This window comes from Duganella rhizosphaerae (assembly GCF_040364205.1).
Lineage (GTDB): Bacteria > Pseudomonadota > Gammaproteobacteria > Burkholderiales > Burkholderiaceae_D > Rugamonas > Rugamonas rhizosphaerae.
In genome coordinates this window covers 1-26,381 of record NZ_BPWK01000021.1, presented here as the reverse complement: position 1 = coordinate 26,381, position 26,381 = coordinate 1, and the positions used below count along the sequence as shown (strand labels likewise).

Below are 26,381 nucleotides of genomic sequence, written 5' to 3'. Positions count from 1 at the left end.
GCTTGCGGGGTTAGCGCAAGGCCAGGCGGCTCGCCGGGCGCTTGGCGCTCGCGTTGGCGCCCTGGTCGCCGCTCAGCTTGAATCGGCTGACCAGTTCGGCCAGCAAGCCGGCCTGCTCCTGCATGCTGCCGGCGGCGGCCGCAGCCTCTTCCACCAGCGCGGCGTTCTGCTGCGTCACCGAATCCATCTCCGTGATCGCCATGTTGACGTGGCCGATGCCCGTGCTCTGCTCGCTCGACGCCTCGGTGATCGCCGACATGATCTGCGTCACCCGCGACACGCTGGCCACCACCTGATCCATCGTCGTGCCGGCTTCCGCCACCAGCACGCTGCCGGCGTTGATGCTTTCCACCGAAGCGTTGATCAGCTCCTTGATCTCCTTGGCCGCGCCGGCCGAGCGCTGCGCCAGGTTGCGCACCTCGGACGCCACCACCGCAAACCCGCGTCCCTGCTCGCCCGCGCGCGCAGCTTCCACCGCCGCGTTCAGCGCCAGGATGTTGGTCTGGAAGGCGATGCCGTCGATCACGCTGATGATGTCGACGATGCGCGTGGCCGAGGCGTTGATGGTGTCCATGGTCTGCACCACCTTCGACACCACATGCCCGCCCTTCTCCGCCACCGACGACGCCGACAGCACCAGCTGGTTGGCCTGCACCGCGTTGTCGGCGTTCTGGTTCACGGTCGAGGTCAGTTCCTCCATCGACGCGGCCGTCTCTTCCAGCGAGCTGGCCTGCGATTCGGTGCGCGCCGACAAATCCATATTGCCGGAGGCGATCTCGCCCGACGCGGTGGCGATGGTGTCGGCGCTGCGGCGGATCTCGCCGATGGTGTCGGCCAGCCGCGCCTGCATCGACTTCATGCCGTACAAGATGCTGGCGCGGTCCGAGTCATGCGTCTTGATGCTGGCGCTGAGGTCGCCGCCGGCGATCTGCTGGGCGATTTCGCTGACGTATTCGGGATCGCCGCCGATGGTGTGGCGCAGGCTTTTGTTGACCATGCTGACGATGGCCCACAGCACCAGGCACACCAGCGCCAGCACGCCGGCCGACTTGTACAGCGACTGGTAGAACGCGTTATCGATGTCGTCGATATAGGCGCCGGTGACCAGGTCCCAGTCCCACTGCGCGAAGTGCACCACGCGGCTCATCTTGGGCACCGGCTCCTTGGTGTTCGGCCGGGTCCAGGAATAGCGCACGAAACCGCCGCCTTCCGGCTTGGCGCCGGCCGCGGCGATGTCGCGGTACAGGTAGACGCCGTTGGGGTCCTTGAAGTCGGCCATGTCCTTGCCGTTGTTCTCCGCCTTGAAGGGATTCATCAGCGAACGGGTGCCCTGGGTGATGGTGATGTAGCCATCCTTGCCGAAGCGCAGGCCGGCGATCACCGCCATCGCCTGTTTCTGGGCGTCTTCCTTGCTCAGGGCGCCGGAGGTGGCTTTTTCGCCGTACAGCTTGAGGATGCTCATGCCGGCGTCGTCCAGGTTCATCAGGTCGATCTGACGTTCCTCGATGCGCACGTCGCGCATCTGCATGGTCTGGTACAGGAAGATGGCGGTGATGCACAGCAAGCTGCAAATCAACGGTACCCAGAGCTTCTGTTGGAAGGACAATTTGTTCATGGTACAGAGTCTCCGTATTGTCTTATGGAAACCAGAATACCCGAATTGTCTCGGACGAATGTCGCTTATTTACAAATTTTGTATCAAAAAACACGGCGGGCGCCGCGATCTGCATCGTGGCGCCCGCCGGGAAAACGTGGTCCGATTTACTGGGCGTTGCGGTCCTTGACGGTCTTGGCGGCCAGTTGCGCATCGACCCGGGCGATCTTGCCGCGCGGCGCCACGTAGGCGACGTCGGTGGTGACTTCGTTCTGCTCCAGCGCGCCGGCCTGGATGGCGGCGATGGTGTCAGCCTTCACCTGGGCGCGGGTGACGGTGCTTGGGGCAGACTTGACATTGGCGATGTCCGCGGTGACTTCGTTCTGCTCCACAGGGCCCTGGGCGAAAGCCGCACCAGCGGCAAGCAGGAGGGAGACCGATGCGATGATGGATTTGGCGTTCATTTTGATGCTCCTTGTCAGATTAAGTGTGGCGCCCAGTTTTGAGTGCCAACCGGCTTTGTGTCGTCGATGGAGTCATATTAGGATTAATTTTTCAGATATAAAAGCGCAAATATCCGGTCAAATCCATTCGCTTATCCGATCAGTTAACTCGGCTATCAGCCTTTTTCGCTGTCCAGCACGGCGGTCGAGTGGGCGTCGTAACGGCTGCCCGCAGCGGCGCCGGCCGGCACCGCCTGCTCCAGCCGCGCCAGGTCGGACGGCGACAGCTGCAGCCGGGTCGAGGCCAGCGCCTCCTCCAGCCGCACGCGGGTGCGGGCGCCGACCAGCGGCACGATGTCCTGGCCCTGCGCCGCCACCCAGGCGATCGCCACCTGCGCCACCGACACGCCCAGCTCGCCGGCGATGGCGCGCAGCTTTTCCACCAGCGCCAGGTTGCGGTCCAGGTTCTCGCCCTGGAAGCGCGGGCTGGCCAGGCCGCGGAAGTCGGCCTCGCCTTCGCGCTGCTTGCTCCAGTGGCCGCTGATCAGGCCGCGCGACAGCACGCCGTAGGCGGTGATGGCGATGCCCAGCTCGCGGCAGGTTTGCAGGATGCCGTTCTCGATGCCGCGCGAGATCATCGAATATTCGATCTGCAGATCGGCGATCGGATGCACGGCGTGGGCGCGGCGCAGCGTCTCGCTGCCAACCTCGGACAGGCCGATGTGCTTGACCTTGCCGGCCTGGACCAGCTCGGCGATGGCGCCGACGGTGTCCTCGATCGGCACGTTCGGATCAAGGCGGGCCGGACGGTAGATGTCGATGTGCTCGACGCCCAGGCGCTTGAGCGAATACGCGGCGAAGTTCTTCACCGCCACCGGACGGGTATCGATGCCGATCCAGTTGCCGGCCGGGTCGCGCATGGCGCCGAACTTGACGCTGATCTGCACCTGGTCGCGGCCGCCGGCGGCCAGCGCCTCGGCCACCAGCAGTTCGTTGTGGCCCATGCCGTAGAAATCGCCGGTGTCGAGCAGGGTGACGCCGGCCTCGATGGCGGCGCGGATGGTGGCCAGGCTTTCCTTGCGGTCCGCCGGGCCGTACAGGTCGGACATGCCCATCAGGCCCAGGCCCAGTTGAGCGACTTGCGGGCCGGTGCGGCCAAGTTTGCGGGTTTGCATCATGTTTCTCCAGGGTGGTTAGCGACTGGATGCATTATGCTATTATCGATTGCGGCAATAAATACGGTAAATCCTATTACTTTATTCGAACAAAGATAACAATCGTGGACCAATTCAAGGCCATGCAGATCTTCAAGGCGGTGGCCGACTGCAAGAGTTTCACCCAGGCCGCCGAGCAGCTGGACCTGCCCAAGCCCACCGTCACCAACGCTGTGCAGGCCATCGAACAGCAGCTGGGCGTGCGCCTGCTGCAGCGCACTACGCGCAAGGTCAGCCTGACTGTCGAGGGGGCGCAATACCTGGAGCGCTGCACCGCCCTGCTCAACGACCTGGACAACCTCAACGGCCTGTTCGCCGGCGAAGGCCGGCTGCTCAGCGGCGCGGTGCGGGTCGACCTGCCGGAGCGGCTGGCCCACCTGTACGTGATCCCGGCGCTGCCGGCCTTCTTCCAGCGGCATCCGCACATCCAGGTGCGGCTGGGCTCGAACGACCGCTTCGTCGACCTGGTCGGCGAAGGCATCGATTGCGCGGTGCGCGGCGGCACGCTGCGCGATTCCACGCTGGTGGCGCGCCGCATCGACTCGATGGAGCAGATCAACGTCGCCTCGCCCGCCTACCTGGAACGCCACGGCCGGCCGCGGACGCTGGAGGATTTGCGCCTGCACACGGCGGTCAACTTTTTCTCCAGCCAGAGCGGGCGCGACCTCGACTGGGAATATGTCGATGCCGACGGCGTCGAGCGCACCCAGGCCATGCGCAGCCAGGTGTCGGTCAGCGGCACCGAGGCCTATCTGGCCGCCTGCCTGGCCGGGCTGGGCCTGATCCAGATGCCGCGCCAAAGCCTGGCGCCGCTGCTGGCCTCGGGGGAATTGGAGGAAATCCTGCCACAGTGGCGCCCGGCTCCGCTGCCCTTGAACATCGTTTATGCCCATAATCGGCACCTGTCGCCGAGGGTGCGGGTGTTTGTCGACTGGCTTGCTAGTGTTCTTGAGCAACAAACTGTGTCAGAATGAGGCATTCCTTCTTAACAATCCTTTCCACATGAGATACATACTGTCGATGGCGCTGCTGGCGTTAGGCGTCGGCCACGCCCACGCCGCCGCGCCCAAGGCCGGAAAACCGGTCGAGGCCGCGATTTCCGGCATCGACGGCGAACGCCTGCTGCAGCACATCACCATGCTGGCCTCCGACGAGTTCGAAGGCCGCGCGCCGGGCACGCACGGCGAAACCGTCACCATCGACTACCTGCAGCAACAGTTCAAGAAGCTGGGCCTGGAGCCGGGCAACCCGGACGGCACCTATCTGCAGGCGGTGCCGCTGGTGGCCATTTCCAGCCATCCGACGCTGAGCTACACCAAGGACGGCCAGAGCAGGCAGCTGACCTTCGGCGACGACTATGTCGCCTGGACCGCGCGCACCGAGAAAAAAATCGAGGTCGCCAATTCCGAGCTGGTGTTTGTCGGCTACGGCGTGCAGGCGCCGGAATTCCAGTGGGACGACTACAAGGGCGCCGACCTCAAGGGCAAGACCCTGGTCATGCTGATCAACGACCCGCCGCTGCCGGATCCCAAGCATCCCAAGCTGCTGGACCCGGCCATGTTCGGCGGCAACGCGATCACCCGCTACGGCCGCTGGAACTACAAATTCGAGATGGCGGCCAAGATGGGCGCGGCCGCCGCGCTGATCGTGCACGAGACCAGGCAGGCCAGCTATCCCTACGACGTGGTGCGCAACAGCTGGGGCCGCGAGAATTTCGCCCTCAAGAGCAAGACGCCGGATCCGGCCTTCCCGGCCATCCCCGGCTGGCTGCAAGGCGACCGCGCGCGCGAACTGTTCAAGGCCGGCGGACTGGATTTCGACGTGCTCAAGCAGCAGGCCCTGTCGCGCAGCTTCAAGCCGGTGCCGCTGGGCGTCAAGCTCAACGTCACGGCGCTGAACGCCTGGCGCGAAGTGGGCTCGCACAACGTGGTGGGCAAGATCACCGGCTCCGATCCGCTGTTGAAGAATGAAGTGATCGTCTACAGCGCGCACTGGGACCATTTCGGCATCGACGAGAGCTTGCCGGGTCCGCGCACGCAGCAGATCTTCCACGGCGCCATGGACAACGCCGCCGGCGTCGCCGCGCTGCTGGAGATCGCCCGCATCTACAAGGCGCTGCCGGTGGCGCCCAAGCGCAGCATCGTGTTCGTGCTGACCACGGCGGAGGAACGCGGCCTGCTGGGCGCGCAATACTACGCGCGCAATCCGCTGTACCCGCTGAACAAGACGCTGTTGAACATCAACGTGGACGGCCTGAACATGTGGGGCCGCACCCGCGACGTGGAGCTGAGCGGCATGGGCAAATCCAATGCCGACGAGCTGGTTGCCGCCATCGCGCGCAGCCAGGGGCGCACGGTGCGGCCGGACAGCAACGCCGACTACGGCAGCTTCTACCGGGGCGACCAGTTCGAGTTCGCCAGGGGTGGGGTGCCGGTGGTGTATCTGCGCAGCAGCTCCAACTTCGTCGGCAAGGCTGCCGGCTACGGCCGCGAAAAGCTGCTGAACTACAGCGCCCACCAGTACCACACCGTCAACGACACGGTGCAAGCCAAATGGGACACCAGCGGCGCGGTGGAAGACATCGAGCTGCTGTTCAAAGCCGGCTACCAGACCGCCCAAGGCAAAGACCGCCCGCAGTGGAAAGACAACGCCGAGTTCAAGCGCTGACTTCTTTGCATGGGGGTCAGATCTGACATTCGGACACGATCTCATCCGTCGTGCCGGTTCACTGAGCGTTCCGACGCGGCGACGGCGCGGCTTACCGTCTTAACCGAGACGCCGAAGTACGCGGCGATTTGCTGCATCGAAAACGCGGTCGACCGATAGGCCTCAGCCATGGCAGCTTCGCGCGGCGCGAATGTTGCGGCATATTCCTCCAGCGTCAGGGCAAGGGCCCGCCTTTGCACTCGCGCTATCTCTGCCGACCTGGGTTCTTTCGCGGACTCCCTGTGGCGGGCAATGAATGTCTCGTCACCTAAAATGCAGCGGAAACTTACTTTCTTCAGCGGGCTGTCCGCATGCAAGCCCGCCATGACAAAGCGGTGATAGGCTTGCCGCGCGGCGATCTGGTCCGGGCCGAAGCAGGTCAATAGCCAACTCGTCGTCATCCATGCGGCCACCGGCGCCTCGCCCATCATGGCGCGGTAGCTGCTCCACTCCCAGTCACCGGGTGCCGCCACTACACTGGCCCGCACGGGATTCAAAACGATATAGCGCGCCAGTTCGCGCAGGTAGCTCTCCTTCTGCACCAGGATGGCGTGATAACGGCCCTGCGTAACGTGTCCGACCAATTCGTGGCGGCGATTGTAGTACTGCGAATACGCGCTATTCAAATGGCGCATGCCTTGCGCGAGATTACCTTCGGGAGTCTCGATCAGCACGTGGTAGTGGTTCGTCATCTGGCAAAAGGCGTGGATCAGGAAATGAAAGCGCCGGCATACGCGTTCCATTTCTTCCAGCCATACCAGGCGGTCCACGCGATCGCGAAAGATATCCTCACGTCGGTTGCCGCGGCAAGTGACGTGATACAGCGCACCGGGAAATTCGAGTCGGAGTGGGCGGACCATCTCCGCAATGTAGCCGGTGCGCCCTGGCGCGGCGCTGATAAAACGCAGAGGTCGCCGCAACCCGGGCTGATCTTTTACGAATAAGGCAGAGGTCGTGTCCGAATGTCAGATCTGACCCCGGAGTTTTTGTAGCTGGGACTGGTTGCGCTGTTGGTGGGCGTCGGCGCCGGCGGTGGCGATGTCGGCCCGCAGGCCCTGGCGCGCTTGCTCGATGCGGGCGCTGTCGTCCGGCGTTAGTTCCAACAGGCTGAGCAGGTAGGTGACGCCCCATTGCAGCCGCGTCGCCGGACCGACGGCCGCTTGCCATGCCTTGTCGTACCAATCCAGCACAGCCGCAGCGTCGCCGCGCCGCTTGGCGCTGGAGGCCAGGCTCAGCATGAAGTAGTACGGTGAATGCGAACGCGGCAATTCGGCCAGCAGCACTTGCTCCGCTTGCGCCGGCAGGCCGGCGTCGTTCAGCGCGCTGACCGCCGTGTTGACCAGCGTGTGGCGTTCGTAGCGATCAGTCGATTCGGCCAGCGCCGCTTCCACCCGCAGGCGCACTTGTTCGTGCAAGCCTTGCGTCGGCGCCAGCAGGCGACCCAGGCGCATTTGCAGGCGCACCGCCGTCAGGCGGTCCGGCGCGCTGAGCCAGAAATCGTCGGCCCATTGCGCGGCGGTGGCGCCCAGCGCCGCCACCAGTTCTTCACGGCGCGTGGCGAACTTGATCAGAGGGACGCCGCTGTTGCCGAGGATGTCCATGTTGGCGCGCGCCAGCCGCGCGTCGCCAAACACCTTCAGCAGCAAGGCGGCGTTGGCCGCGGCGTCGACATCCTGGCCGGCCGTGGCCAGCTGCGCGTGCAGTTGCAGGCGCACGCCGGCGTCGGCGTCGTCGCAGGCGCTCACCAGCGCCAGCAGCGTCGGCGCCAGCGCGCGCGCGCCCAGCAAACGGCCTTCGTCGGTATCCCAGGAATAATGGCTCAGCAGCGACCACTCGCCGGCGCTGAGCTTGCGCTCGCCTGACAAGGCCGCCGCCAGCGCGGCCGAGGCGGACGATCCGGCCGCATGCACGGCCAGCGCCACGTCGAAGGCGGCGGTGAACAGTTCGCCGTCCAGCTCGCACGGCAGACGCGTGATTTCGCCGCCGTCCGGCGCGTACAACACCAGCGTCGGATAGCTGCGCAAGCCGTACTGCGCGGCCAGCGCCTGCGCGCCAGCGCTGTCGCCGTCGAGGTGGTAGCACAGCACCGACGCCGAACGCTGGACGAACTCGTCCCGCGCGAAAATATCGGATTTGACCCGGTTGCAGGGCGGGCACCAGGCCGCGCCCCAGTACAGGAACAGCGGCCGCTGCTGCGCCGCCGCCAGGGCGAATGCGGCGTCGAGGCCGCCTTGCTGCCAGTCGATCGCCGCCATGCCGCTCAGGACTCGCGCGCCAGGGCCAGGAATTCGGTGCGCATCGCCAGGTTGGGCTGCAGCTCGCCCAGCATGGCCGAGGTGACGGTTTCTTCGCCCGGCGTGCGGATGCCGCGGCTTTCCATGCACAGGTGACGGCACTTGACGACCACGCCGACCGCCTTCGGTTCCAGCACTTCCATCAGCGCGTTGGCGATCTGCATGGTCATGCGTTCCTGCACCTGCAGGCGCTTGGCGAAGCAGTCCACCAGGCGGGTCAGCTTGGACAGGCCGACGATCTTGCCGTTCGGGACGTAGCCAACCGTGGCCTTGCCGAAGAACGGCGCCAGGTGGTGTTCGCAATGGCTGTAGACCGGGATGCCGCGCACCACGATCAGTTCGTTGTACTGCTCGGCGCCGTCTTCGAAGGCTTTCAGCAGCTCGACCGGATCCTGGCCGTAGCCGGAGGTCCAGTGTTTCCATGCCTTGGTGACGCGCGCCGGCGTTTCCACCAGGCCCGGACGGTCGGGATCTTCACCGAAGCTGGCGAGCAGACGACGCCAGTCGCCTTCCGAGAATTCTTTTTGAGACATGATGAAACACCTTTTTTTTACGATTGCCGACAGTATATAGAAATCCGCGGCAGCGCACCCGCTAAGGCCGGTTGGCCTTCAACAGCTCGGCGGCGATCGACACCGTGGCCGTCATGTCCGGCCACTCCGGATCGCCCGGCCCGAACCAGCGGGCGTCGGCGATTTCCGTGGGGTCGACGCGGATCTCGCCGTCCAGGTATTCGGCCGTGTAGGCGATCATCAGCGAATGCGGGAACGGCCACGACTGGCTGCCGAAGTATTGCAGCTTGTGCACCCGCAGCCCGACTTCCTCGTACACCTCGCGGTGCACCGCCTCCTCGACCGATTCGCCCGCCTCCAGGAAGCCGGCCAGCGCGGTGTAGCGCTTGTACGGCGCGTTGGCGTGCATGGCCAGCAGCACCTGCCCGCCCTTGCGTATCAACACCATCATCGCCGGCGAGATGCGCGGATAGGCGCTCATGCCGCAGGCCGGGCATTGGTAGCAGCGCTCGCCTTCGAGCCGACCCATCGGCGTGGCGCAGGCGCCGCAAAAACGGTGCGTGCGGGCCCAGTCGGCCAGCTGGAAGGCCCTGCCGGCCAGGGCCACGAAACCGTCGTCGACGACGCCGAACAGCGAGCGCAAACCGTGATAACCGTACTCCGGCCCCGGCAGTTCCGGCTGATCGACCCACGCCAGCTGATAGTAGCGGCCTTCCCACTGGCCCAGCGCATGGAAGCGCTCCGGCGGCAATTTCAGCGCCGCCACGGCCTGGTGGTCGGGCAAACCCAGGATTTCGTTGCGTAAAAGCAACTCTCCACGGTGGAACACGAAAGTCAGCGGATGCTCATGCGCGGCGGGGCGGATCAGCGGCGTAAATGTGGCGGGCGTCAGCAGCATGTCGGGGAGGCTCAGGTTTTATCGCAAAACATGATCTTACAGTGTTTCCTAAATGATTATTTTCGGCGGTGAGAATTGATGACAATCCGATCACGGTAAACACGCTAAGTCATTGTTTTCAGACCAAGATTTAAACTACTTTTGGCCCTGTGCTCTCCGCATGGGGTCGATTGGCGGTACTATATATTTCCGTAAGGAGAACATTTAAATGCCATCACTCATACCTGGTTTAACCACCGACCAAATCGCCAGCCTGCAGTCCTTCCAGATCGCCTTGCTGACGACCGCCGACATGCAACTGCTCACGACCCTGCAAATGACCGCATGGAACACCGAGCAGCTCGGCTACTTTGGTACCAGCCAGCTGCGCGCGCTGTCCACGCAGAATCTGCAGGCGCTCAACAGCGCTCAGCTGGGGTATGGCATCACCACCCAACAAATCCAGGCGCTGTCGAGCGCGCAATTGCTCAACCTGACGACCAACCAGCTGGTCAACGGCCTGACCACCGCCCAGTTCGCCGCGCTGGCGACCCCGCAGCTGGCCGCGCTGACCACCGCGCAACTGGCCATGCTCGGCACCGGCGACATCGCCGCGCTGAAGACCCAGGCGCTGGCCTCGCTGAGCACCCAGCAGCTGCGCGGCCTGCGCACCGACCAGATCGCCGCGCTGGGCAGCAGCCAGAGCGCCGCGCTGAAAACCAGCCAGATCGCCGCGCTGAGCAGCAACCAGCTGATCAGCCTGGACACCGAAGACGTCGCCGCGCTGACCACGCTGCAGCTGGCCGCGCTCGGCACCGGCCTGCTGGCCGCGCTGACCACCGGCCAGGTGGCGGCCCTGGGCACCGCCCAGGCCGGCAGCCTGGCGACCGGCCAGATCAGCGTGCTCAGCAGCGACCAGCTGGCCGCGCTCGGCACCGGCGGCTTTGCCGCGCTGAAAACGGCGCAGATCGCCGCGCTGACCACCAAGCAATTCGTCGCCCTGAGCACCGACCAGATCGTCGCACTGACCACCGCGCAAACCGCCGCGCTGACCACGCTGCAGCTGGCGCAGATGTCCAGCAGCCAGCTGGCCGCGCTGGAAACCCAGGACTTCGCCGCGCTCAAAAGCCAGCAGCTGAACGCGCTGAACACCAGCACCACCGCCGTGCTCAGCACCGACCAGATCGCCGCGCTCAGCACCGCCCAGGTGGCCGCGCTGAAGACCAGCCAGGTCCGCGGCCTGAGCACCGACCAGATCGTCGCGCTGAACACCGCGCAAATCGGCGCGCTCGGCAGCGCGCAAGTGCTGGCGCTGACGTCCGACCAGATCGCCGCGATCGAAACGCGCGACATCGCCGCCATGAAATCGGCGCAGTTCGCCGCCATGGCCACGGCCCAGCTCAACGCGCTGGGCACCGACCAGCTGCAGGCGCTGACCACCGCGCAAGCGGCGGCCCTGACCACGCAGCAAGTGGCCTCGCTCGGCACCAGCCTGATCGCCGCGCTGAAAACGGCCGACCTGGCCGCCATGAAGACCCAGCAGATCGCCGCCATCTCCAGCAACGGCATCGCCGCGCTCGGCACCAGCCAGGTCGCCGCCCTGACCACGCAGCAGATCGGCGCGCTCAAAAGCTCGCAACTGGCGGCGCTGGACACCGACCAGATCGCCTCGCTGAGCTCGAACCAGGCGATCGGCCTGGGCACGCAGCAAGTGGCCGCGCTGTCGACCAAGCAACTGGCCGCGCTGAGCACCGCCAACTTCGCGGCGCTGCGCTCGCAATCGCTGGCCGCCCTGGGCACCGGCCTGGTCGCCGCGCTCACCACCGACCAGATCGTCGCGCTGAGCACCGCGCAGGCGGCCGCGCTGAACTCGCTGCAATTGGCGGCGCTGTCCAGCGACCAGCTGGTCGCGCTGGAAACGCGCGACCTCGCCGCGCTGAAAACCCAGCAGCTGGCCGGCCTGAGCACCAGCAATCTGCGCAGCCTGGGCACCGACCAGGTCGCCGCGCTGAGCACGGCGCAACTGGCCGCCCTGTCGACCCAGCAGCTGAACGCGCTCGACACCGACCAGATCGTCAGCCTGACCACCGCCCAAGCCGCCTCGCTGACCACCCGCCAGCTCGCCGCGCTGGGCAGCAACGCCATCGCCGCGCTGGAAACCCGCGACGTCGCCGCGCTCAAGAGCGCGCAACTGGCCGCCCTGAACAGCAGCCAGGTCGCCGCGCTGGGCACCGACCAGATCGTCGCGCTGACCAGCGCCCAAGTGGCCACGCTGGGCACCCTGCAATTGGCCGCGCTCGGTTCCGACCAGCTGGCCGCGATGGACACCCAGGACCTGGTCGCGCTCAAATCGCAGCAGGCCGCCGCGCTGGCCACCGGCGCCGTCGCCGCGCTGACCACGGCGCAGTTCGCCGCGCTGGGCAGCACGCAGCTGGCCAACTTCACCACCGCCCAGGTCGCCGCGCTGACGACCGACCAGATCGTCGCGCTGACCACGCTGCAGGCGAGCCAGCTGGCCACGCGTGAAATCGCCGCGCTGTCGACCGACCAGCTGAACGCGCTGGAAACGGCCGACTTCGCCGCGCTGAAGACCGCGCAAATCGTCGCCCTGACGTCGAACCAGATCGCCGCCCTCGGCACCGGCCTGATCGTCGCCCTGACCACCGCCCAGGCCGGCGCGCTGACGCCGGGCCAGTTGAACGCGCTCAGCAGCGACCAGCTGGGCGCCATGGAAACCCAGGACTTCGCCGCGCTCAAGACCAGCCAGCTGCTGGGCCTGGGCACCAAGTCCATCGCCACGCTCACGCCCGGCCAGGTCGCGGCGCTGCAAACCTCGCAGATCTCGCAACTGACGTCGGACCAGATCCAAGTGCTCAGCTCGATCCAGCTGGGCGCGCTGACCACGCAGCAGGTCAACGCCCTCAGCACCGTGCAGATCGGCTACCTGCTGACCGAACAGATCGCCGTGCTGACCACCGCCGACTGGGCCGCGCTGAAATCGTCGCAGCTCAACGCGCTGAGCTCGAAGCAGATCGCCGCCGTCACCACCGACCAGATCGTCGCGCTGACCAGCGCCCAGGCGTCCAACCTGAGCACGCAGCAACTGGCGCAGCTGTCGACCGATCAACTGGTCGCGCTGGAAACCCAGGACCTGGCCGCGCTCAAGACCAACCAGATCGCCGGCCTCGGCACGGCCGCCGTCGCCGCCCTGACCACCACCCAGACGCAGGCGCTCAAAACGCTGCAGACCGCCGCGCTGAGCACCAGGCAAGTGGCCGCGCTGACGACCGACCAGATCGTCGCGCTGAGCACCGCGCAGGCGTCCAGCCTGACCACGCAGCAAGTGGCGGCGCTGTCGAGCGACCAGCTGCTGGCGATCGAGACCGAGGACCTGGCCGCGCTGAAGACCGCGCAACTGGCCGCCCTCGGCACCGCCCAGATCAGTCTGCTGAGCACCGACCAGATCGTCGCGCTGGGCACCGCCCAATACGCCGGCCTGGGCTCGCGCCAGCTGCAGGCGCTGACCAGCGACCAGCTGGTGGCGATGGAAACGCGCGACCTGGCCTCGCTGAAGACCGCGCAGGTGATCGGCCTGGGCAGCGACCAGCTGAACGCGCTGACCAGCGGCCAGGTGGCCGCCTTGACCACCCTCCAGCTCAACGGTCTGAGCACCGCGCAGCTGACCAAGCTGAACACCACGCAGATCGCCGCCATGGCCACGGCGCAGGTGGCGTCGCTGGCCACCGCGCAGGTGGCGCTGCTGGGCAGCGACCAGCTGGTGGCGCTGGGCACGCAAACGCTGTCGCTGATGAAGACGGCGCAGATCGCCGCCCTCAAGACCGCGCAGATCGCCGCCCTCAACAGCGACCAGATCGCCGCGCTGAGCACCGCGCAGGTCAGCAACCTGACCACGCTGCAGATCGCCGCCCTCGGCAGCGACCAGCTGAACGCGCTGGAAAGCCAGGACTTCGCCGCGCTCAAGACCGCGCAATTCGCCGCGCTGAGCACCGACGTCATCGCCAGCCTGAGCACCGCCCAGGTCGCCGCGTTGACCACCGCCCAGCTGTCCAGCCTGAGCACCCGCCAGACCGTGGCGCTCGGCACCGCGCAATTGGCCGTGCTCTCCAGCGCCGCCATCGTGGCGCTGAAGACCGCGCAACTGGCGGCGCTGACCACCGACCAGCTCGACGCGCTGGGCACCGACCAGTTCCGCGTGCTGACCGCGGTGCAGATGGCGGCGCTGAGCAGCGCCCAGTTCAAGTCGCTGACCACCGACCAGATCGTTGCGCTGAACACGCTGCAAGCGGGCAGCCTGGCCACCGCGCAAGTGCGCGCCATGACCGCCGGCCAGCTGGCCGCGCTGGAAACCCAGGACCTGGCCGCGTTCAAGACCGCGCAAGTGGCCGCGCTGAGCACCGATCAACTGGTGCTGCTGAGCAGCGACCAGATCGCCGGCCTGAGCGTCACGCAAGTGGCCAACCTGAGCACCGCGCAAGTGGCGTCGCTGACCAACGGCCAGATGCTCGCGCTGGAAAGCCAGGACCTGGCCGCGCTGAAAACCGCGCAATTGCAGGCGCTCGGCACCAGCCAGCTGGACGCGCTGTCGACCGACCAGTTGCAAGCGATGACGGCGGCGCAGTTGTCCTCGCTGAGCACGGCGCAATTCCAGGGCCTGCTGACTTCGCAGATCAGCTCGCTGACCACGGCCCAGGTGGCGGCGCTGGCCACCGGCCAGGTCGCCAGCCTGAGCGCCGCCCAGCTGGCGGCGCTCAGTACCGATGAAATCGTCGCGTTGAAAACCACGCAGGTCGCCTCGCTGCTGACCGCGCAAGTGCAACTGCTGAGCACCGACCAGATCGGCGCGCTGACCAGCCTGCAGGTCAGCGCGATGAGCACCGGCCAGCTGTCCTCGTTGACGACCGACCAGATCGCCGCATTGAGCACGGCCGACTTCGCCGCGCTGAGCGCCGCCCAGTTGGGCGCGCTGGGCATGTTGAGCAACCTGACCACCGACCAGATCCAGGCCTTGACGCCGACCCAGGTCGGCGGCCTGACGACGGCCCAGATCGCCGCGCTGAACACCGCGCAGATCGTCGCCCTGACCACCCGCCAGATCGGCAGCGTCAGCACCGCCGGCGTCGCCGCCCTGAACAGCGACCAGTTGCGGGCGCTGGAGCTGGAAGACCTGGCCGCGATGAAAACCACGCAGATCGTGGCGCTCGGCACCGACCAGGTGGCCGAGCTGACCACCGACCAGATCATGGCGCTGACCACCGCGCACGCCGGCGCCCTGACCACCGCGCAAGTGGCCGCGCTGGGCACCGACCAGGTACGGGTGTTGACCACCGCCGACCTGCTGATGCTGCGCTCGGCGCAGATCGCCGCGCTCAGCACCGACCAGATCGGCGCGCTGGTGATCGACCAGGTGCAGGCGCTGGGCGCCGCCCAGCTCAACGCGCTGAGCTCGTCCCAGTGGCAGTCGCTGAACTCGGACCAGATCATCGAACTGACCACGCAGCAATACCAGTCGCTGGGCACGGCGCAAGTGGCCGCGCTGACCACGCTGCAACTGGCGGCGATCGAGCTGGAAGACCTGGCCGCGCTGAAGACCGCCCAGATCGCCGCGCTCGGCACCGGCCAGGTGCAGGCGCTGACGGTCGACCGCATCGCCGCGCTGACCACCGCGCAGGCGCAGGCGCTGGGCAGCAACCAGCTGCAGGCGCTGGGCTCGGACCAGATCCAGGCGCTCACCACCGACGACCTGCTGGCCCTGAAGGCCGCGCAAATCGTCGCGCTGAACAGCAACCAGCTCAACGCCCTGCTGGTCGACCAGCTGCAAAGCCTGGGCTCGACCCAGCTCAACGGCCTGACCACGGCGCAGTTCAACGCGCTGGGCACCGACCAGATCGTCCAGCTGACCACACGCCAGGTGGCGCAGCTGGCCACCGCCCAACTGGCCGCGCTGAGCTCGGACCAGCTGGTGGCGCTGGAACTGGAAGACCTGGCAGCGCTGCTGAGCACGCAGATCGCCTCGCTGGCGACGCTGCAGATCAGCCAGCTCGGCCTGGCGCAGATCGGCGCCCTGACCACGCTGCAGGCGGCCGCCCTGGGCAGCGCCCAGCTGGTGGCGCTGAGCACCGACCAGTTGCAGGCGCTCAGCACCGACGACCTGCAGGCGCTGAAGACCACGCAAATCCAGGCGCTGACCACGCAGCAGCTGGTGTCGCTGACCATGGACCAGCTGCAAAACCTGACCACCGCGCAGATCGACGCGCTGACCTCGGCGCAGGCGGCCTCGCTGACCACCGACCAGATCGCCGGACTGACGACGCTGCAGGTCGATAACATCGCCACCCGCCAGCTGAACGCCTTCACCAGCGACCAGATCGCCGCCCTCAGCACCGACGACTTCGTCACGCTGTCGAGCACGCAGATCGCCGCGCTCAACGCCGCCCAGTTCGGCGCCATCACCACCGACCAGATGGTCGCGCTGAGCAGCATGCAGGTGTCGTCGCTGAGCACGGCGCAGGTGGCCGCGCTCAGCAGCGACCAACTCGACGCGCTGGAAACGGCCGACTTCGCCGCCATGAAAACGGCGCAGATCGCCGCCATCCCGACCGCCAACATCGCCGCGCTGACCACCGGCCTGGTGGCCGCGCTGGCCACGGCCCAGATCTCCGGCCTGGGCAGCGACCAGATCGTCGCCCTCGGCAGCGACCAGATCGCCGCGCTCGGCACCGCCCAGGTGGGCGTGCTCAGTTCGGCGCAGATCGTCGTCATGGGCACCGGGCAGATCGCCGCGCTGAGCACCATGGACTTCGTGGCGCTGCGCAGCAACCAGCTGGCCGCGTTCCGCAGCGACCAGTTCGCCGCGCTGACCAGCGACCAGTTGAATGCGCTGTCGAGCAGCGCCATCACCGGCCTGAGCACGCAGATGCTGGGCGCGCTCACCAGCGACCAGTTCAGCCAGCTGAGCACCGCGCAGATCGCGGCGCTGACCTCGCTCCAGGCGCCGTCGCTGAGCACGGCCCAGCTGGCCGCGCTCACTACCGACCAGTTCGCCGTTTTGAGCACCAGCGCCATCAAGAACCTGCTGGCCGTCCAGTTCGGCGCGCTGACGACCGACCAGATCGTCGCGCTGAGCACGGCGCAGACGCGCGCCCTGACCAGCGTGCAACTGACCGCGCTCACCAGCGACCAGGTCGCCGCGCTGGAGACGCGGGACCTGGCCGCGCTGGCCACCGCCCAGATCGTCACGCTGGGCAGCGATCAGCTGCAAGCCTTGTTGACCGAGCAGTTCGCCACGCTGGCCACCGCGCAACTGTCGGTGCTGACCACCGACCAGATCAGCGCCGGCCTGAGCACCGACCAGATCGTCGCGCTGACCACCGCGCAAGCCAGCACGCTGGCCACGCGCCAGGTGGCGGCGCTGACCACCGACCAGATCGTCGCGCTGGAAACGGCCGACCTGGCCTCGTTCGCCACGCGCCAGATCGCCGCGCTGGGCAGCCAGCAAGTGGCGGCCCTGAGCAGCGACCAGTTGAACGCGCTGACCACCGCCGAGCAGGCCGCGCTGACCACCAGCCAGCTGAGCAACGGCCTCGGCACGGCCCAGCTGGCCGCGCTCGACAGCGCCCACATCAGCGCGCTGACCACCGCGCAGCTGGTGTACGGCATCGGCAGCGACGGCATCGCCGCGCTCACCACCGACCAGCTGCTTGCGCTGCGCACCGCGCAAACCTCGATGCTGAGCACGGCCCAGGTGCAGCAGCTGACCACCGACCAGATCGTCGCACTGGGCACGGCCCAGGCCGCGACCCTGAGCACCCAGCAGATCGCCGCCCTCACCACCGACCAGATCGTCGCGCTGGAAACGGTCGACGTCAACGCGCTGGCCACGCGCCAGATCGCCGCCCTGACCAGCGACCAGGTCGGCGTGCTGGGCAGCGACCAGCTGAACGCCTTGAGCACCACGCAACTGGCCGCGCTGAGCACGCGCCAGCTGGCCAACGGCCTGCGGACGGCGCAAGTGGCGGCGCTCGACACCGCCCACATCGCCGCGCTGAGCACCGCGCAGCTGGCCTACGGCCTGAACACCGACGCCATCCTGGCGCTGACCAGCGACCAGATCAACGCGCTGAAAACCGCGCAGATCGCCGCGCTGACCACGGCCCAGGCCAGCAGCCTGTCCACCGACCAGATCGCCGCGCTGGCCACCGCCCAGGTCACCGGCCTGTCCACCGCGCAAATGCCGTGGCTGACCGCCGACCAGCTGGCCGCGTTCAACACCGCCCAGGTCGCCGCGCTCGACACCCAGGACGTCGCCGCGCTGACCGCCGGCCAGTTCACCGGCCTGTCCACCGACCAGACCGTGGCGCTGACCACGGCCCAGGTGCGCGGCCTGAAGACCGCGCAGGTGGCCGCCATCGCCGCCGGCCAGATCGGCGTCTTCAGCACCGACCAGATCGCTGCGCTGAGCACCGCGCAGGCGGCCGCGCTCAGCGTGACGGCGGTGGTCGCCCTGTCGACCGACCAGCTCGGCGCGCTGCTGACGGCCGACGTCGCCGCGCTGGGCACGCTGCAGGTGTCCAGCCTCGACGTCACGCAACTGCCCGGCCTGAACACCGCGCAGGTGCAGGCGCTGACCAGTGTCCAGCTCGGCGCGATGACGGCCGACCAGATGTTCGCGCTGAGCACCGGCCAGATCAGCGCGCTGCGCACCGCGCAGATCGGCTACCTGAACACCACGCAACTGGCGGCGCTGTCGGACGGCCAGATCCAGTCCTTCACCACGGCCCAGGTCGCATCGATCAAGCTCAGCCAGATCACCGCGCTGACGGTGGACCAGATGGCCGCGTTCGGCACCGACCAGCTGCAGGCGCTGAGCACGTCGCAGATCCAGACCCTGACCACCACCCAGCTCAACGCGCTGACCGGCCCGCAGGCGGCCGCGCTGACGACGCAGCAGATGGCGGCGCTGAAGAACGCCCAGATCGCCGCGCTGACGGTGGACCAGATCAACGCCTTCACCACCACCCAGCTGGGCGCCTGGACCACCAGCCAGCTCGGTTCGCTGACGGCGACGCAGATCGGCTACCTGTCGACCGCGCAGATCGCCGGCCTGACCAACCCGCAGGTGGTGGGCCTGAAGACCAGCCAGCTGATCGTCTTCACGACCGACCAGATCGCCGCGTTCACGGCCGGCCAGGTGCCGTCGCTGACCACCGCCGGCCTGACCGCGCTCAGCGTGGCGCAGGCCAACGCCTTCACCGGCACCCAGGTGGCGGCGATGACGGTGACGCAGACCATGGCGCTGAACGCCTCGTCGACCAACTACGCCACGCCGCTGGTGCTGGACCTGGACGGCAACGGCGTGCGCACCGTGAGCATCGCCGCCGGCGTGCAGTTCGACATCCGCGCCGAAGGCAAGGCCGTCCACACCGGCTGGGTCGACGCCCACGACGGCCTGCTGGCCCTGGACCGCAACGGCGACGGCGTCATCAACGACGGCGGCGAGCTGTTCGGCAGCGCCACCGCGCTGGCCGGCGGCGGCAAGGCGCGCGACGGCTACGCCGCGCTGCAGGCGCTCGACAGCAACGGCGACGGCCAGATCGACGCCGCCGACCAGGCCTACGGCGCGCTGCGGGTCTGGGTCGACGGCAACTCCGACGGCGTCAGCCAGGCGGACGAGCTGAAGACGCTGGCGCAGCTGGGCATCGCCGGCATCGCCACCCACGCCGACGCCGCGCTGACGCTACAGAACGGCAACGCCATCGGCCTGACGTCGAGCTACACCGGCACCGACGGCAGCACGCACGCCAGCGCCGACGTCTGGTTCCTGGCGCAGAAAGGCGCGACGGCGGGGGCCACGCTGCAGCAGCAGGTGAGCGGCCTGAGCAACGCCATCGCCGGCTTCGCCGCCGGCCACGCGGCGGCGGCGGCCGTTCCGGCCCCGCAGCTGACGCTGGCCAAGGCCGCCGACGGCACGCTGGCCGAAGCGCTGCGCCACTACCAGGCCGGCCAGGCCCTGCAAGCCGCGTGGACCGACACCCACGGCGACAAAGCCTTGGGCGCCAGCCCCGCCACCAGCTGGTTCAGCGTCCCCAACCGCTAAACCCGATCGGGGTCAAGTCTGACATTCGGACACGGGCTCTGCCGTAGCAGCCGCTACGGCAGAGCCCGTGTCCGAATGTCAGACTTGACCCCGGGGTTGCGGAGTAGAATGCAACGATTTCACTGACCACCACGTTATGACCGCATACGTTCCTGTCGACCCCGCTTCGTTTCAGTCCAGCCCGCTCGGCACCGTCATGGCGATGGCCGCCAGCGGGACCTTGTCCATCGCCGACCTGTTCAGCGCCGCCGGCGTGCTGCAGGAGAGCGGACAGTTGCCGGCCGCCGTCGCGCTGTACCGCACCTGGATCGCCCACACGCCGTCGCCGCTGGCCTATGCCGCCTGCTTCAACCTGGCCGTGGTGCTGTCCGGCGCCGGCGACGACGACGCCGCCGAGGCGCTGCTGCGCCAGGCCGTGGCGCTCAATCCGGACTTCGTCGAGGGCCGCCTGAACCTGGGCTCGCTGCTCGAGCGCCGCGGCCGCCCGGACGACGCGCTGGCCATGTGGAATGCCATCCTCAGCGATCCGATCCAGCCCGATATCCAGACCACCCCCGCGCTGTACACCCAGACCCTCAACAACCTGGGCCGCCTGCTGGAGATCCGCAAGCGCTACCCGGAGGCCGAAGCCCGGCTGGCCCAGAGCCTGCGCGTCAACCCCAAGCAGGCCGACGTGATGACGCACTGGGTCCACCTGCGCCAGAAGCAGTGCGCGTGGCCGGTCTACAGCGGCCTCGACATCCCGGTCGCCACCATGATGGACGGCACCTCGGCGCTGGCCATGCTCAGCGCCTCCGCCGATCCGGCCCAGCAGCTGGCCGCCGCGCGCCGCTTCGTTAAGGACAAGGTCAAGGCCGACGTCGCGCCGCTGACCGGTGCCCACGGCTACCACCACGACCGCCTGCGCATCGGCTACCTGTCGTCGGACTTCTGCTCGCACGCGGTCTCCATCCTGACCGCCGAGCTGTACGAGCTGCACGACCGCAGCAAGTTCGACATCTACGCCTTCAGCTGGAGCCGCGAGGACGGCTCGCCGATCCGCGCCCGCGTGGTCAAGGCCATGGACCACTACCTGCGCATCGACCACCTGAGCGACGAGCAGGCCGCCCGCGCCATCCGCGCCCATGAAATCGACATCCTGATCGACCTGCACGGCCTGACCCTGGGCGCGCGCCCCAACATCCTGGCCTACCGCCCGGCGCCGGTGCAGCTGACCTATCTCGGCTTTCCCGGCAGCACCGGCCTGCCCGGCATCGACTACGTGCTGGCCGACGAATTCCTGATCACGCCGGAGATGACCAGGGACTTCAGCGAGCAGCCGCTGTACCTGCCGGACACCTTCCAGATCAACGACCGCCAGCGCCTGATCGCGCCCAAGCCGACCCGCGCCTCGGTCAACCTGCCGGAAGACGCCTTCGTCTTCTGCTCGTTCAACAACAACTTCAAATTCACACCCGAGGTGTTCGCGGTGTGGATGAACATCCTGAACCGCGTGCCCGGCAGCGTGCTGTGGCTGGTGGCCGACTATCCGGAAGTGCGCGAGAACCTGTGGCGCTACGCCGAGCAGGCCGGCGTCGCCCGCACCCGCCTGATCTTCAACAGCCGCGCCATGCCAGCCGACTACCTGGCGCGCTACCAGCTGGCCGACCTGTTCCTCGACACCTACCCGTTCAACGCCGGCACCACCGCCAGCGACGCGCTGTGGGCCGGCCTGCCGCTGCTGACCTGCGCCGGTCAGACCTTCTCGTCGCGCATGGCCGGCAGCCTGCTGCGCGCGGTCGACCTGCCGGAACTGATCACCTTCAACTTCGCCGACTACGAGGAGAAGGCGGTGGCGCTGGCCAACGATCCGCAGCGCGTCGCCGCCATGAAGCGCCAGCTGCACGACCACCGCAACACCTGCGCGCTGTTCGACAGCCCGCGCTTCGTGCGCAACATGGAGGCGGTGCTGCAGCAGATCGCCAAGCCGGCCGCGCCGCGCATGGCGCCGCCGCCGACCTCGCTGCTGAAGGCCGGCGCGCCGCGCCTGCCCGCCACGCAGATCCCGATCGTCACCGTGTCCTACAACGCGCCCGACCTGGTGCAGGCGCTGCTGGCGTCGCTGCGCAAGTTCTACCCGAACCGCGTCACCATCATCGACGGCTCCAATCCGGACATCGCGGAACAGATCCGCGCCATCGCCGCGCGCTACGACAACGTCGAGTTCATCCCGTTCGGCTACAACATCCACCACGGCCCCGGCATGACCTGGGCCATCAACAACCTGGGTCTGAAGGGCGAGGTGCTGTTCCTCGATTCGGACGTGGAAGTGATCAACCCCGGCTTCATCGAATCGCTGCAAAGCCACCTGCAGCCGGAGATGTACGGCGTCGGCAATCTGCACCTGGTCAACGAGCAGGGCTACGACCGTCCCGACGACGGCGCCGTGCGCTACCTGCACCCGGCCTGCATGCTGGTCAACCTCGACGTGGCCCGACTGTGGCCGCTGCCGATCAAGCACGGCGCGCCGATGGTGCAGACCATGCTGGCCATCCACCGCGCCGGCGCCCACCACCTGATCGCCGCCGTCGACTGGGTCGGCGAGGATTTCAGCCGCGCGCCGAAACGCCACTTCCTCAAGCACGACTGGCAAGGCACCGTGATCCGCACCGGCGGCTACCACTACGACCTGCCGGCCGCCTCGGCCCACGTCAACCTGGACCTGCTGTCGCTGGTGCCGGCCGACGCCGGCAAGCTGGTCGACGTCGGCTGCCACGACGGCGCCTTCGCCAAAGCCTACCGCCAGCGCAACCCGATCTGCCACTACACCGGCATCGAGCGCGATCCGGCGCCGGCCAACGCCGCCCGCCCCCATTGCGACTACGTGTTCGACCAGGACATTGAAAGCGCCAGCCCGGAATTCTGGTCGCACGTGGCCGGCGCCGATTGCTGGATCCTCGGCGAGGTGCTCGAATACATGAACGACCCGTGGGCGGTGCTGACCAAGATCCGCTCCAATATGTCGCCGGGCGGACGGGTGGTGGCGGCCATCCCCAACTTCCAGCACTGGGGCATCCAGGCCCGCCTCAACGCCGGCGACCTGCGCTACGGCTCCGGCGCGGCGATGAACCAGGGCCACAAGCGCATCTTCACGCGCGGCGCTATGCTCGACCTGTTCCAGCAGGCCGGCTTCAAGATCGCCGGCGGCAGCTCGCGCATTCCGGACGAACCGGCGCGCGAGAAATACCTGCCGGCGATACGCCTGATGGCGCAGGCCAGCGGCATCGATCCGGCCATCGCGGTCGAGGATGCGCTGGCGCCGCAATACATCCTGGTGGCGGTCGCCGCCTGAGGCCAAGGCTCCCATGTCCGCCCAGCTGAACGCCGCCATCGCCGCCGGCAACGTCGCCGAAGCGGCGACGCTGGCGTTTGCGCAGGCGGGACTGGGCGTGCTGCCGATCACGGAGCTGATCGGCATCGCCGGCCTGCTGACCGCGCGCGGCAGGCCCGAACAGGCCGTCGCCCTCTACCAGCTGTGGATCAGGCATGCCGATACGCCGCTGCTGCACGCGGCCTGGTACAACCTGGCGGTGCTGCAGATGCAGGGCGGCGACCAACGCAGCGCCGAACAATCCTACCGCCGCGCGCTGGAAATCCAGCCGCGCTTCATCGAAGCCTATCTGGGCCTGGGCGCGCTGATGGAACGCCGCCGCAGTCCGGAAGAGGCGCTCGACACCTGGTACGAAGCGCTGGACCTGCTCGATCCCGCCGCCGCCAACGCCGGCAAGCTGCAGATCCAGCTGCTCAACAACATCGGCCGCGTGGCCGACGGCCGGCGGCGCCGCCACGAGGCCGAGGAAGCGCTGAGCCGCAGCCTGCAACTCGATCCGCGCCAGCCGCTGGTGGCCGCGCATTGGGTGCGGCTGCGCCAGCAGCAGTGCGCCTGGCCGGTGCTGGCGCCGTTGCCGGGACTGGACGAAGAACAACTGCTGGCCACCGCCGCCGCGCCGGCCACGCTCAGCGCCAGCGACGATCCGGCCGTGCAGCTGGCGGCCGCCCGCCGCCACGTCGCCATCCACGTCGCGCCCGGCGCCGCGCCGCTGGCCGACATTGCCGGCTATACCCACCGCAAGCTGCGCGTCGGCTACCTGTCGCCGGACTCCTGCCCCCACAGCGCCGAGCTGTATGCGCTGCACGACCGCAGCCTGGTCGAGGTCTACGGCTTCTGCTGGGACGAGGAAGACAATTCCGCGCTGCGCCTGCGCATCGTGCAGGGCCTGGACCACCACCTGCGCATCGCCGGCAGCAGCGACCTGCAGGCCGCGCAGCTGATACGCGCGCACGAAATCGACATCCTGGTCGACCTGCACGGCCTGCACGCCGGCGGCCGGCCGGGCATCCAGGCGCTACGCCCGGCGCCGGTGCAGATCGCGTGGCCCGGCTATCCCGCCACCACCTCGCTCGACGGCGTCGACCACGTGCTGGCCGACGCCTACGTGCTGCCGCAGCAGCTGGCGCCCTACTTCAGCGAACAGCCGCTGTATTTGCCGGACACCTTCCAGATCGTCGACCGCCAGCGCAAACCCGGCCGCCGTCCCGCGCGCGCCAGGCTGCGCAACGCCTACGGGCTGCCGCCGAAGGGCTTCATATTCTGCTGCTTCAGCGACAGCGACAAACTGGCGCCGCCGCAGTTCGCCAGCTGGATGCGCATCCTGCTACGGGTGCCGGACAGCGTGCTGTGGCTGGCCGCCGACAGCGAGCAAGCGCGCGACAACCTGCGCGTGGCCGCGCTGCGCCACGGCGTGGCCAGCGAACGGCTGTGCTTTGCCGATCCGGAGCCGGAACACGATCTGCTGCGCTGCCAGGCGGCCGACCTGTTCCTCGACACCCTGCCCTTCAACGCCGCCGGCCAGGCCTGCGACGCCCTGCAAGCGGGCCTGCCACTGCTGACCTGCTCCGGCCGCAGCTATGCCAGCCGCACCTCCGGCAGCCTGCTGCACGCGGCCGGCCTGCCGGAACTGGTCACCCACAGCCTGCAGGCGTTCGAGGACGCGGCGGTGCGGCTGGCCTGCGCGCCGCAGCAGCTGGCCGCGCTGCGCCGGCGCCTGTCCGGCCAACGCAAGAGCTCCGCGCTGTTCGACACGCCGCGCTTCGTGCGCAACCTCGAACAGGCTTACCTGCGGGTGGCGCGCGGCACACTGGAGCGCAGCAGCGGCAGCGGCAATAGCAGCGGCACCTCCTGCGCCAGCGACGCCGACCGCAGCCATCACCACGACACCAGCCTGCCGCTGGCCAGCATCCTGATCGCCGCGCAAGACAGCGATGGCGCCGCGCTGGAGCGCACGCTGCACAGCGCCCTCGCGCAAAGCTGGGGCCATACCGAAATCATCGTCTGCGACAGCAGCGGCGGCGAGGCGCTGCGCGCCAGCGTCGCGCCGTTGTTGAAACGCCATCCGCAGCTGCGCTACAGCCGCGCCCCCGGCCTGTCGCAGGCCGCCAGCCTGGATCACTGCCTGGCGCTGTCGCTGGGCGAGTACATCGCCGTCGCGCCGCCAGGCGACCTGCTGCATCCGGAAAAACTGGCGCGCATGATGCACTTTTATGTAACCTACCCGAACGTCGGCCTGGTCGGCAGCTGGCGCCGGCCGCCGGACGGCGCCGGGCAGCCGCTGTTCGGCGCCGACACCGTGGTCGACGGCGCCGCGCTGGGCAGCCTGCTGCTGTCGTCCGATGCGGCCGCCACCGCCACGCTGTGCGACCCGGGCACGCTGCTGCTGCGCCGCAGCATACTGGGCGCGGGCTTCGGCCACTATCTCGGACGGCACTATTCCTGTCTTCCAGGCATCGCCATCGCGCTGTCGGCGCTGGCCGGCGGCTCCGGCGTCTACCTGGCCGAACCGCTGTCCGAGCGCCACGCCGGCGGCGCACCGGCCGCGCCGCAGTCCGAGCTCGACGCGCTGGCGCGCGCCCTCGACGGCTTGCATCTTTTATACGCAACCCATGCGCAGCAAGCCTTCCTGACCGACGCCGCCGCTTTCAAACAGATACTGGCCACGCGCCTGGCCGCCCTCAACGCGCTGCTCACCAGCGGCCACGCCGCGCTGGCCGCCGGCGCCGGCCCCCATCTCGACGCCCTGCACGATGTGCTGCGACAGGGCTATCAACTGCTGCTGTCAACCTGAGTTCGCTTTTTTGTGGAAATTTCCCATCCTTCCAGAAGACGCCCCTAACAGGCCCTGCTTTTCGTTTAAAATACGACGGATGTGGCTGACAATATGGCCTGTAGGCCTTCACACATAATCAGCACAACTATTCGGGGATAGTATGAAAGCAGTCATATTGGCAGGCGGCCTTGGTACCAGGCTGAGCGAAGAAACCACTGTCAAACCGAAGCCGATGGTCGAAGTCGGCGGCAAGCCCATCCTGTGGCATATCCTGAAGAGTTACTCGGCGCACGGCATCAATGACTTCGTCATCTGCTGCGGCTACCGCGGCTACGTCATCAAGGAATTCTTCGCCAACTACTTCCTGCACACTTCGGACGTCACCTTCGACCTGCAGAAGAACAGCATGGAAGTGCACGAACGCCACGCCGAACCGTGGAAGGTCACGCTGGTCGACACCGGCGCCGACACCCTCACCGGCGGC

Annotated in this window: 13 protein-coding genes; 6 read left to right on the top strand and 7 right to left on the bottom strand. The window is 67.8% G+C overall.

The window, feature by feature from the left end:
• Positions 1–10: 10 nt before the first annotated feature.
• From RUGAMON1_RS29710 to RUGAMON1_RS29700, 3 genes are all read right to left on the bottom strand, one after another.
• Positions 11–1,615, bottom strand: a complete 1,605-nt coding sequence (locus tag RUGAMON1_RS29710) for a methyl-accepting chemotaxis protein (RefSeq protein ID WP_445233893.1) — start codon at positions 1,613–1,615, stop codon at positions 11–13.
• Positions 1,616–1,761: 146 nt separating this feature from the next.
• Positions 1,762–2,058 carry a DUF4148 domain-containing protein gene (locus tag RUGAMON1_RS29705; protein WP_445233892.1) on the bottom strand — a complete coding sequence of 99 codons (297 nt, stop codon included), beginning with the start codon at positions 2,056–2,058 and terminating at the stop codon, positions 1,762–1,764.
• Between the two features lie 155 nt (positions 2,059–2,213).
• Positions 2,214–3,212, bottom strand: a complete 999-nt coding sequence (locus RUGAMON1_RS29700) for an aldo/keto reductase (RefSeq protein ID WP_445233958.1) — start codon at positions 3,210–3,212, stop codon at positions 2,214–2,216.
• Between the two features lie 104 nt (positions 3,213–3,316).
• Here RUGAMON1_RS29700 and RUGAMON1_RS29695 point away from each other — a divergent pair, with 104 nt between their 5' ends.
• Together RUGAMON1_RS29695 and RUGAMON1_RS29690 are read left to right on the top strand one after the other, a co-directional pair.
• Entirely contained in the window at positions 3,317–4,225 is a 909-nt protein-coding gene (locus tag RUGAMON1_RS29695; protein WP_445233891.1) for a LysR family transcriptional regulator, read from the top strand.
• A 28-nt stretch (positions 4,226–4,253) separates the two neighbouring features.
• The gene (locus RUGAMON1_RS29690) at positions 4,254–5,918 is read left to right on the top strand and encodes a M20/M25/M40 family metallo-hydrolase (RefSeq protein WP_445233890.1); all 1,665 of its coding nucleotides are present in this window, start codon (positions 4,254–4,256) and stop codon (positions 5,916–5,918) included.
• A gap of 41 nt (positions 5,919–5,959) precedes the next feature.
• Here the strand turns inward: RUGAMON1_RS29690 and RUGAMON1_RS29685 are convergent, their stop codons facing one another.
• The 4 genes from RUGAMON1_RS29685 to nudC all read right to left on the bottom strand — a co-directional run bounded on the left by RUGAMON1_RS29685 (position 5,960) and on the right by nudC (position 9,661).
• Complete coding sequence (locus tag RUGAMON1_RS29685; protein WP_445233957.1) at positions 5,960–6,817, bottom strand: REP-associated tyrosine transposase; 858 nt, start codon at positions 6,815–6,817, stop codon at positions 5,960–5,962.
• A 105-nt stretch (positions 6,818–6,922) separates the two neighbouring features.
• Positions 6,923–8,212 (bottom strand): thioredoxin family protein, encoded by a 1,290-nt coding sequence (locus tag RUGAMON1_RS29680; protein ID WP_445233889.1) that lies wholly within the window; start codon positions 8,210–8,212, stop codon positions 6,923–6,925.
• A 5-nt stretch (positions 8,213–8,217) separates the two neighbouring features.
• Complete coding sequence (folE, locus tag RUGAMON1_RS29675; RefSeq protein WP_332855513.1) at positions 8,218–8,784, bottom strand: GTP cyclohydrolase I FolE; 567 nt, start codon at positions 8,782–8,784, stop codon at positions 8,218–8,220.
• A 61-nt stretch (positions 8,785–8,845) separates the two neighbouring features.
• On the bottom strand, positions 8,846–9,661 hold the full coding sequence (gene nudC, locus RUGAMON1_RS29670; RefSeq protein ID WP_445233888.1) for an NAD(+) diphosphatase: 816 nt from the start codon (positions 9,659–9,661) through the stop codon (positions 8,846–8,848).
• Between the two features lie 208 nt (positions 9,662–9,869).
• Between nudC and RUGAMON1_RS29665 the strand changes: the two genes are divergently transcribed.
• From RUGAMON1_RS29665 to RUGAMON1_RS29650, 4 genes are all read left to right on the top strand, one after another.
• Positions 9,870–19,754 carry an SPM autocatalytic domain-containing protein gene (locus RUGAMON1_RS29665; RefSeq protein WP_445233887.1) on the top strand — a complete coding sequence of 3,295 codons (9,885 nt, stop codon included), beginning with the start codon at positions 9,870–9,872 and terminating at the stop codon, positions 19,752–19,754.
• 136 nt (positions 19,755–19,890) lie between these two features.
• Positions 19,891–23,085: an O-linked N-acetylglucosamine transferase family protein gene (locus tag RUGAMON1_RS29660; protein WP_445233886.1), complete on the top strand. Its 3,195-nt coding sequence runs from the start codon at positions 19,891–19,893 to the stop codon at positions 23,083–23,085.
• Positions 23,086–23,098: 13 nt separating this feature from the next.
• Complete coding sequence (locus RUGAMON1_RS29655) at positions 23,099–25,915, top strand: O-linked N-acetylglucosamine transferase family protein (RefSeq protein ID WP_445233885.1); 2,817 nt, start codon at positions 23,099–23,101, stop codon at positions 25,913–25,915.
• A 142-nt stretch (positions 25,916–26,057) separates the two neighbouring features.
• Positions 26,058–26,381: sugar phosphate nucleotidyltransferase (locus RUGAMON1_RS29650; protein ID WP_445233884.1), on the top strand; the 324-nt coding region annotated here is incomplete at its 3' end.

What these genes read in the sequence shown, in the direction of transcription:
- RUGAMON1_RS29710 (WP_445233893.1), bottom strand. Translation starts at nt 1,615, where the DNA reads ATGAACAAATTGTCCTTCCAACAGAAGCTCTGGGTACCGTTGATTTGC.
- folE (WP_332855513.1), bottom strand. Translation starts at nt 8,784, where the DNA reads ATGTCTCAAAAAGAATTCTCGGAAGGCGACTGGCGTCGTCTGCTCGCC.
- nudC (WP_445233888.1), bottom strand. Translation starts at nt 9,661, where the DNA reads ATGCTGCTGACGCCCGCCACATTTACGCCGCTGATCCGCCCCGCCGCG.
- RUGAMON1_RS29690 (WP_445233890.1), top strand. Translation starts at nt 4,254, where the DNA reads ATGAGATACATACTGTCGATGGCGCTGCTGGCGTTAGGCGTCGGCCAC.
- RUGAMON1_RS29705 (WP_445233892.1), bottom strand. Translation starts at nt 2,058, where the DNA reads ATGAACGCCAAATCCATCATCGCATCGGTCTCCCTCCTGCTTGCCGCT.
- RUGAMON1_RS29655 (WP_445233885.1), top strand. Translation starts at nt 23,099, where the DNA reads ATGTCCGCCCAGCTGAACGCCGCCATCGCCGCCGGCAACGTCGCCGAA.
- RUGAMON1_RS29680 (WP_445233889.1), bottom strand. Translation starts at nt 8,212, where the DNA reads ATGGCGGCGATCGACTGGCAGCAAGGCGGCCTCGACGCCGCATTCGCC.
- RUGAMON1_RS29665 (WP_445233887.1), top strand. Translation starts at nt 9,870, where the DNA reads ATGCCATCACTCATACCTGGTTTAACCACCGACCAAATCGCCAGCCTG.
- RUGAMON1_RS29685 (WP_445233957.1), bottom strand. Translation starts at nt 6,817, where the DNA reads ATGGTCCGCCCACTCCGACTCGAATTTCCCGGTGCGCTGTATCACGTC.
- RUGAMON1_RS29700 (WP_445233958.1), bottom strand. Translation starts at nt 3,212, where the DNA reads ATGCAAACCCGCAAACTTGGCCGCACCGGCCCGCAAGTCGCTCAACTG.
- RUGAMON1_RS29660 (WP_445233886.1), top strand. Translation starts at nt 19,891, where the DNA reads ATGACCGCATACGTTCCTGTCGACCCCGCTTCGTTTCAGTCCAGCCCG.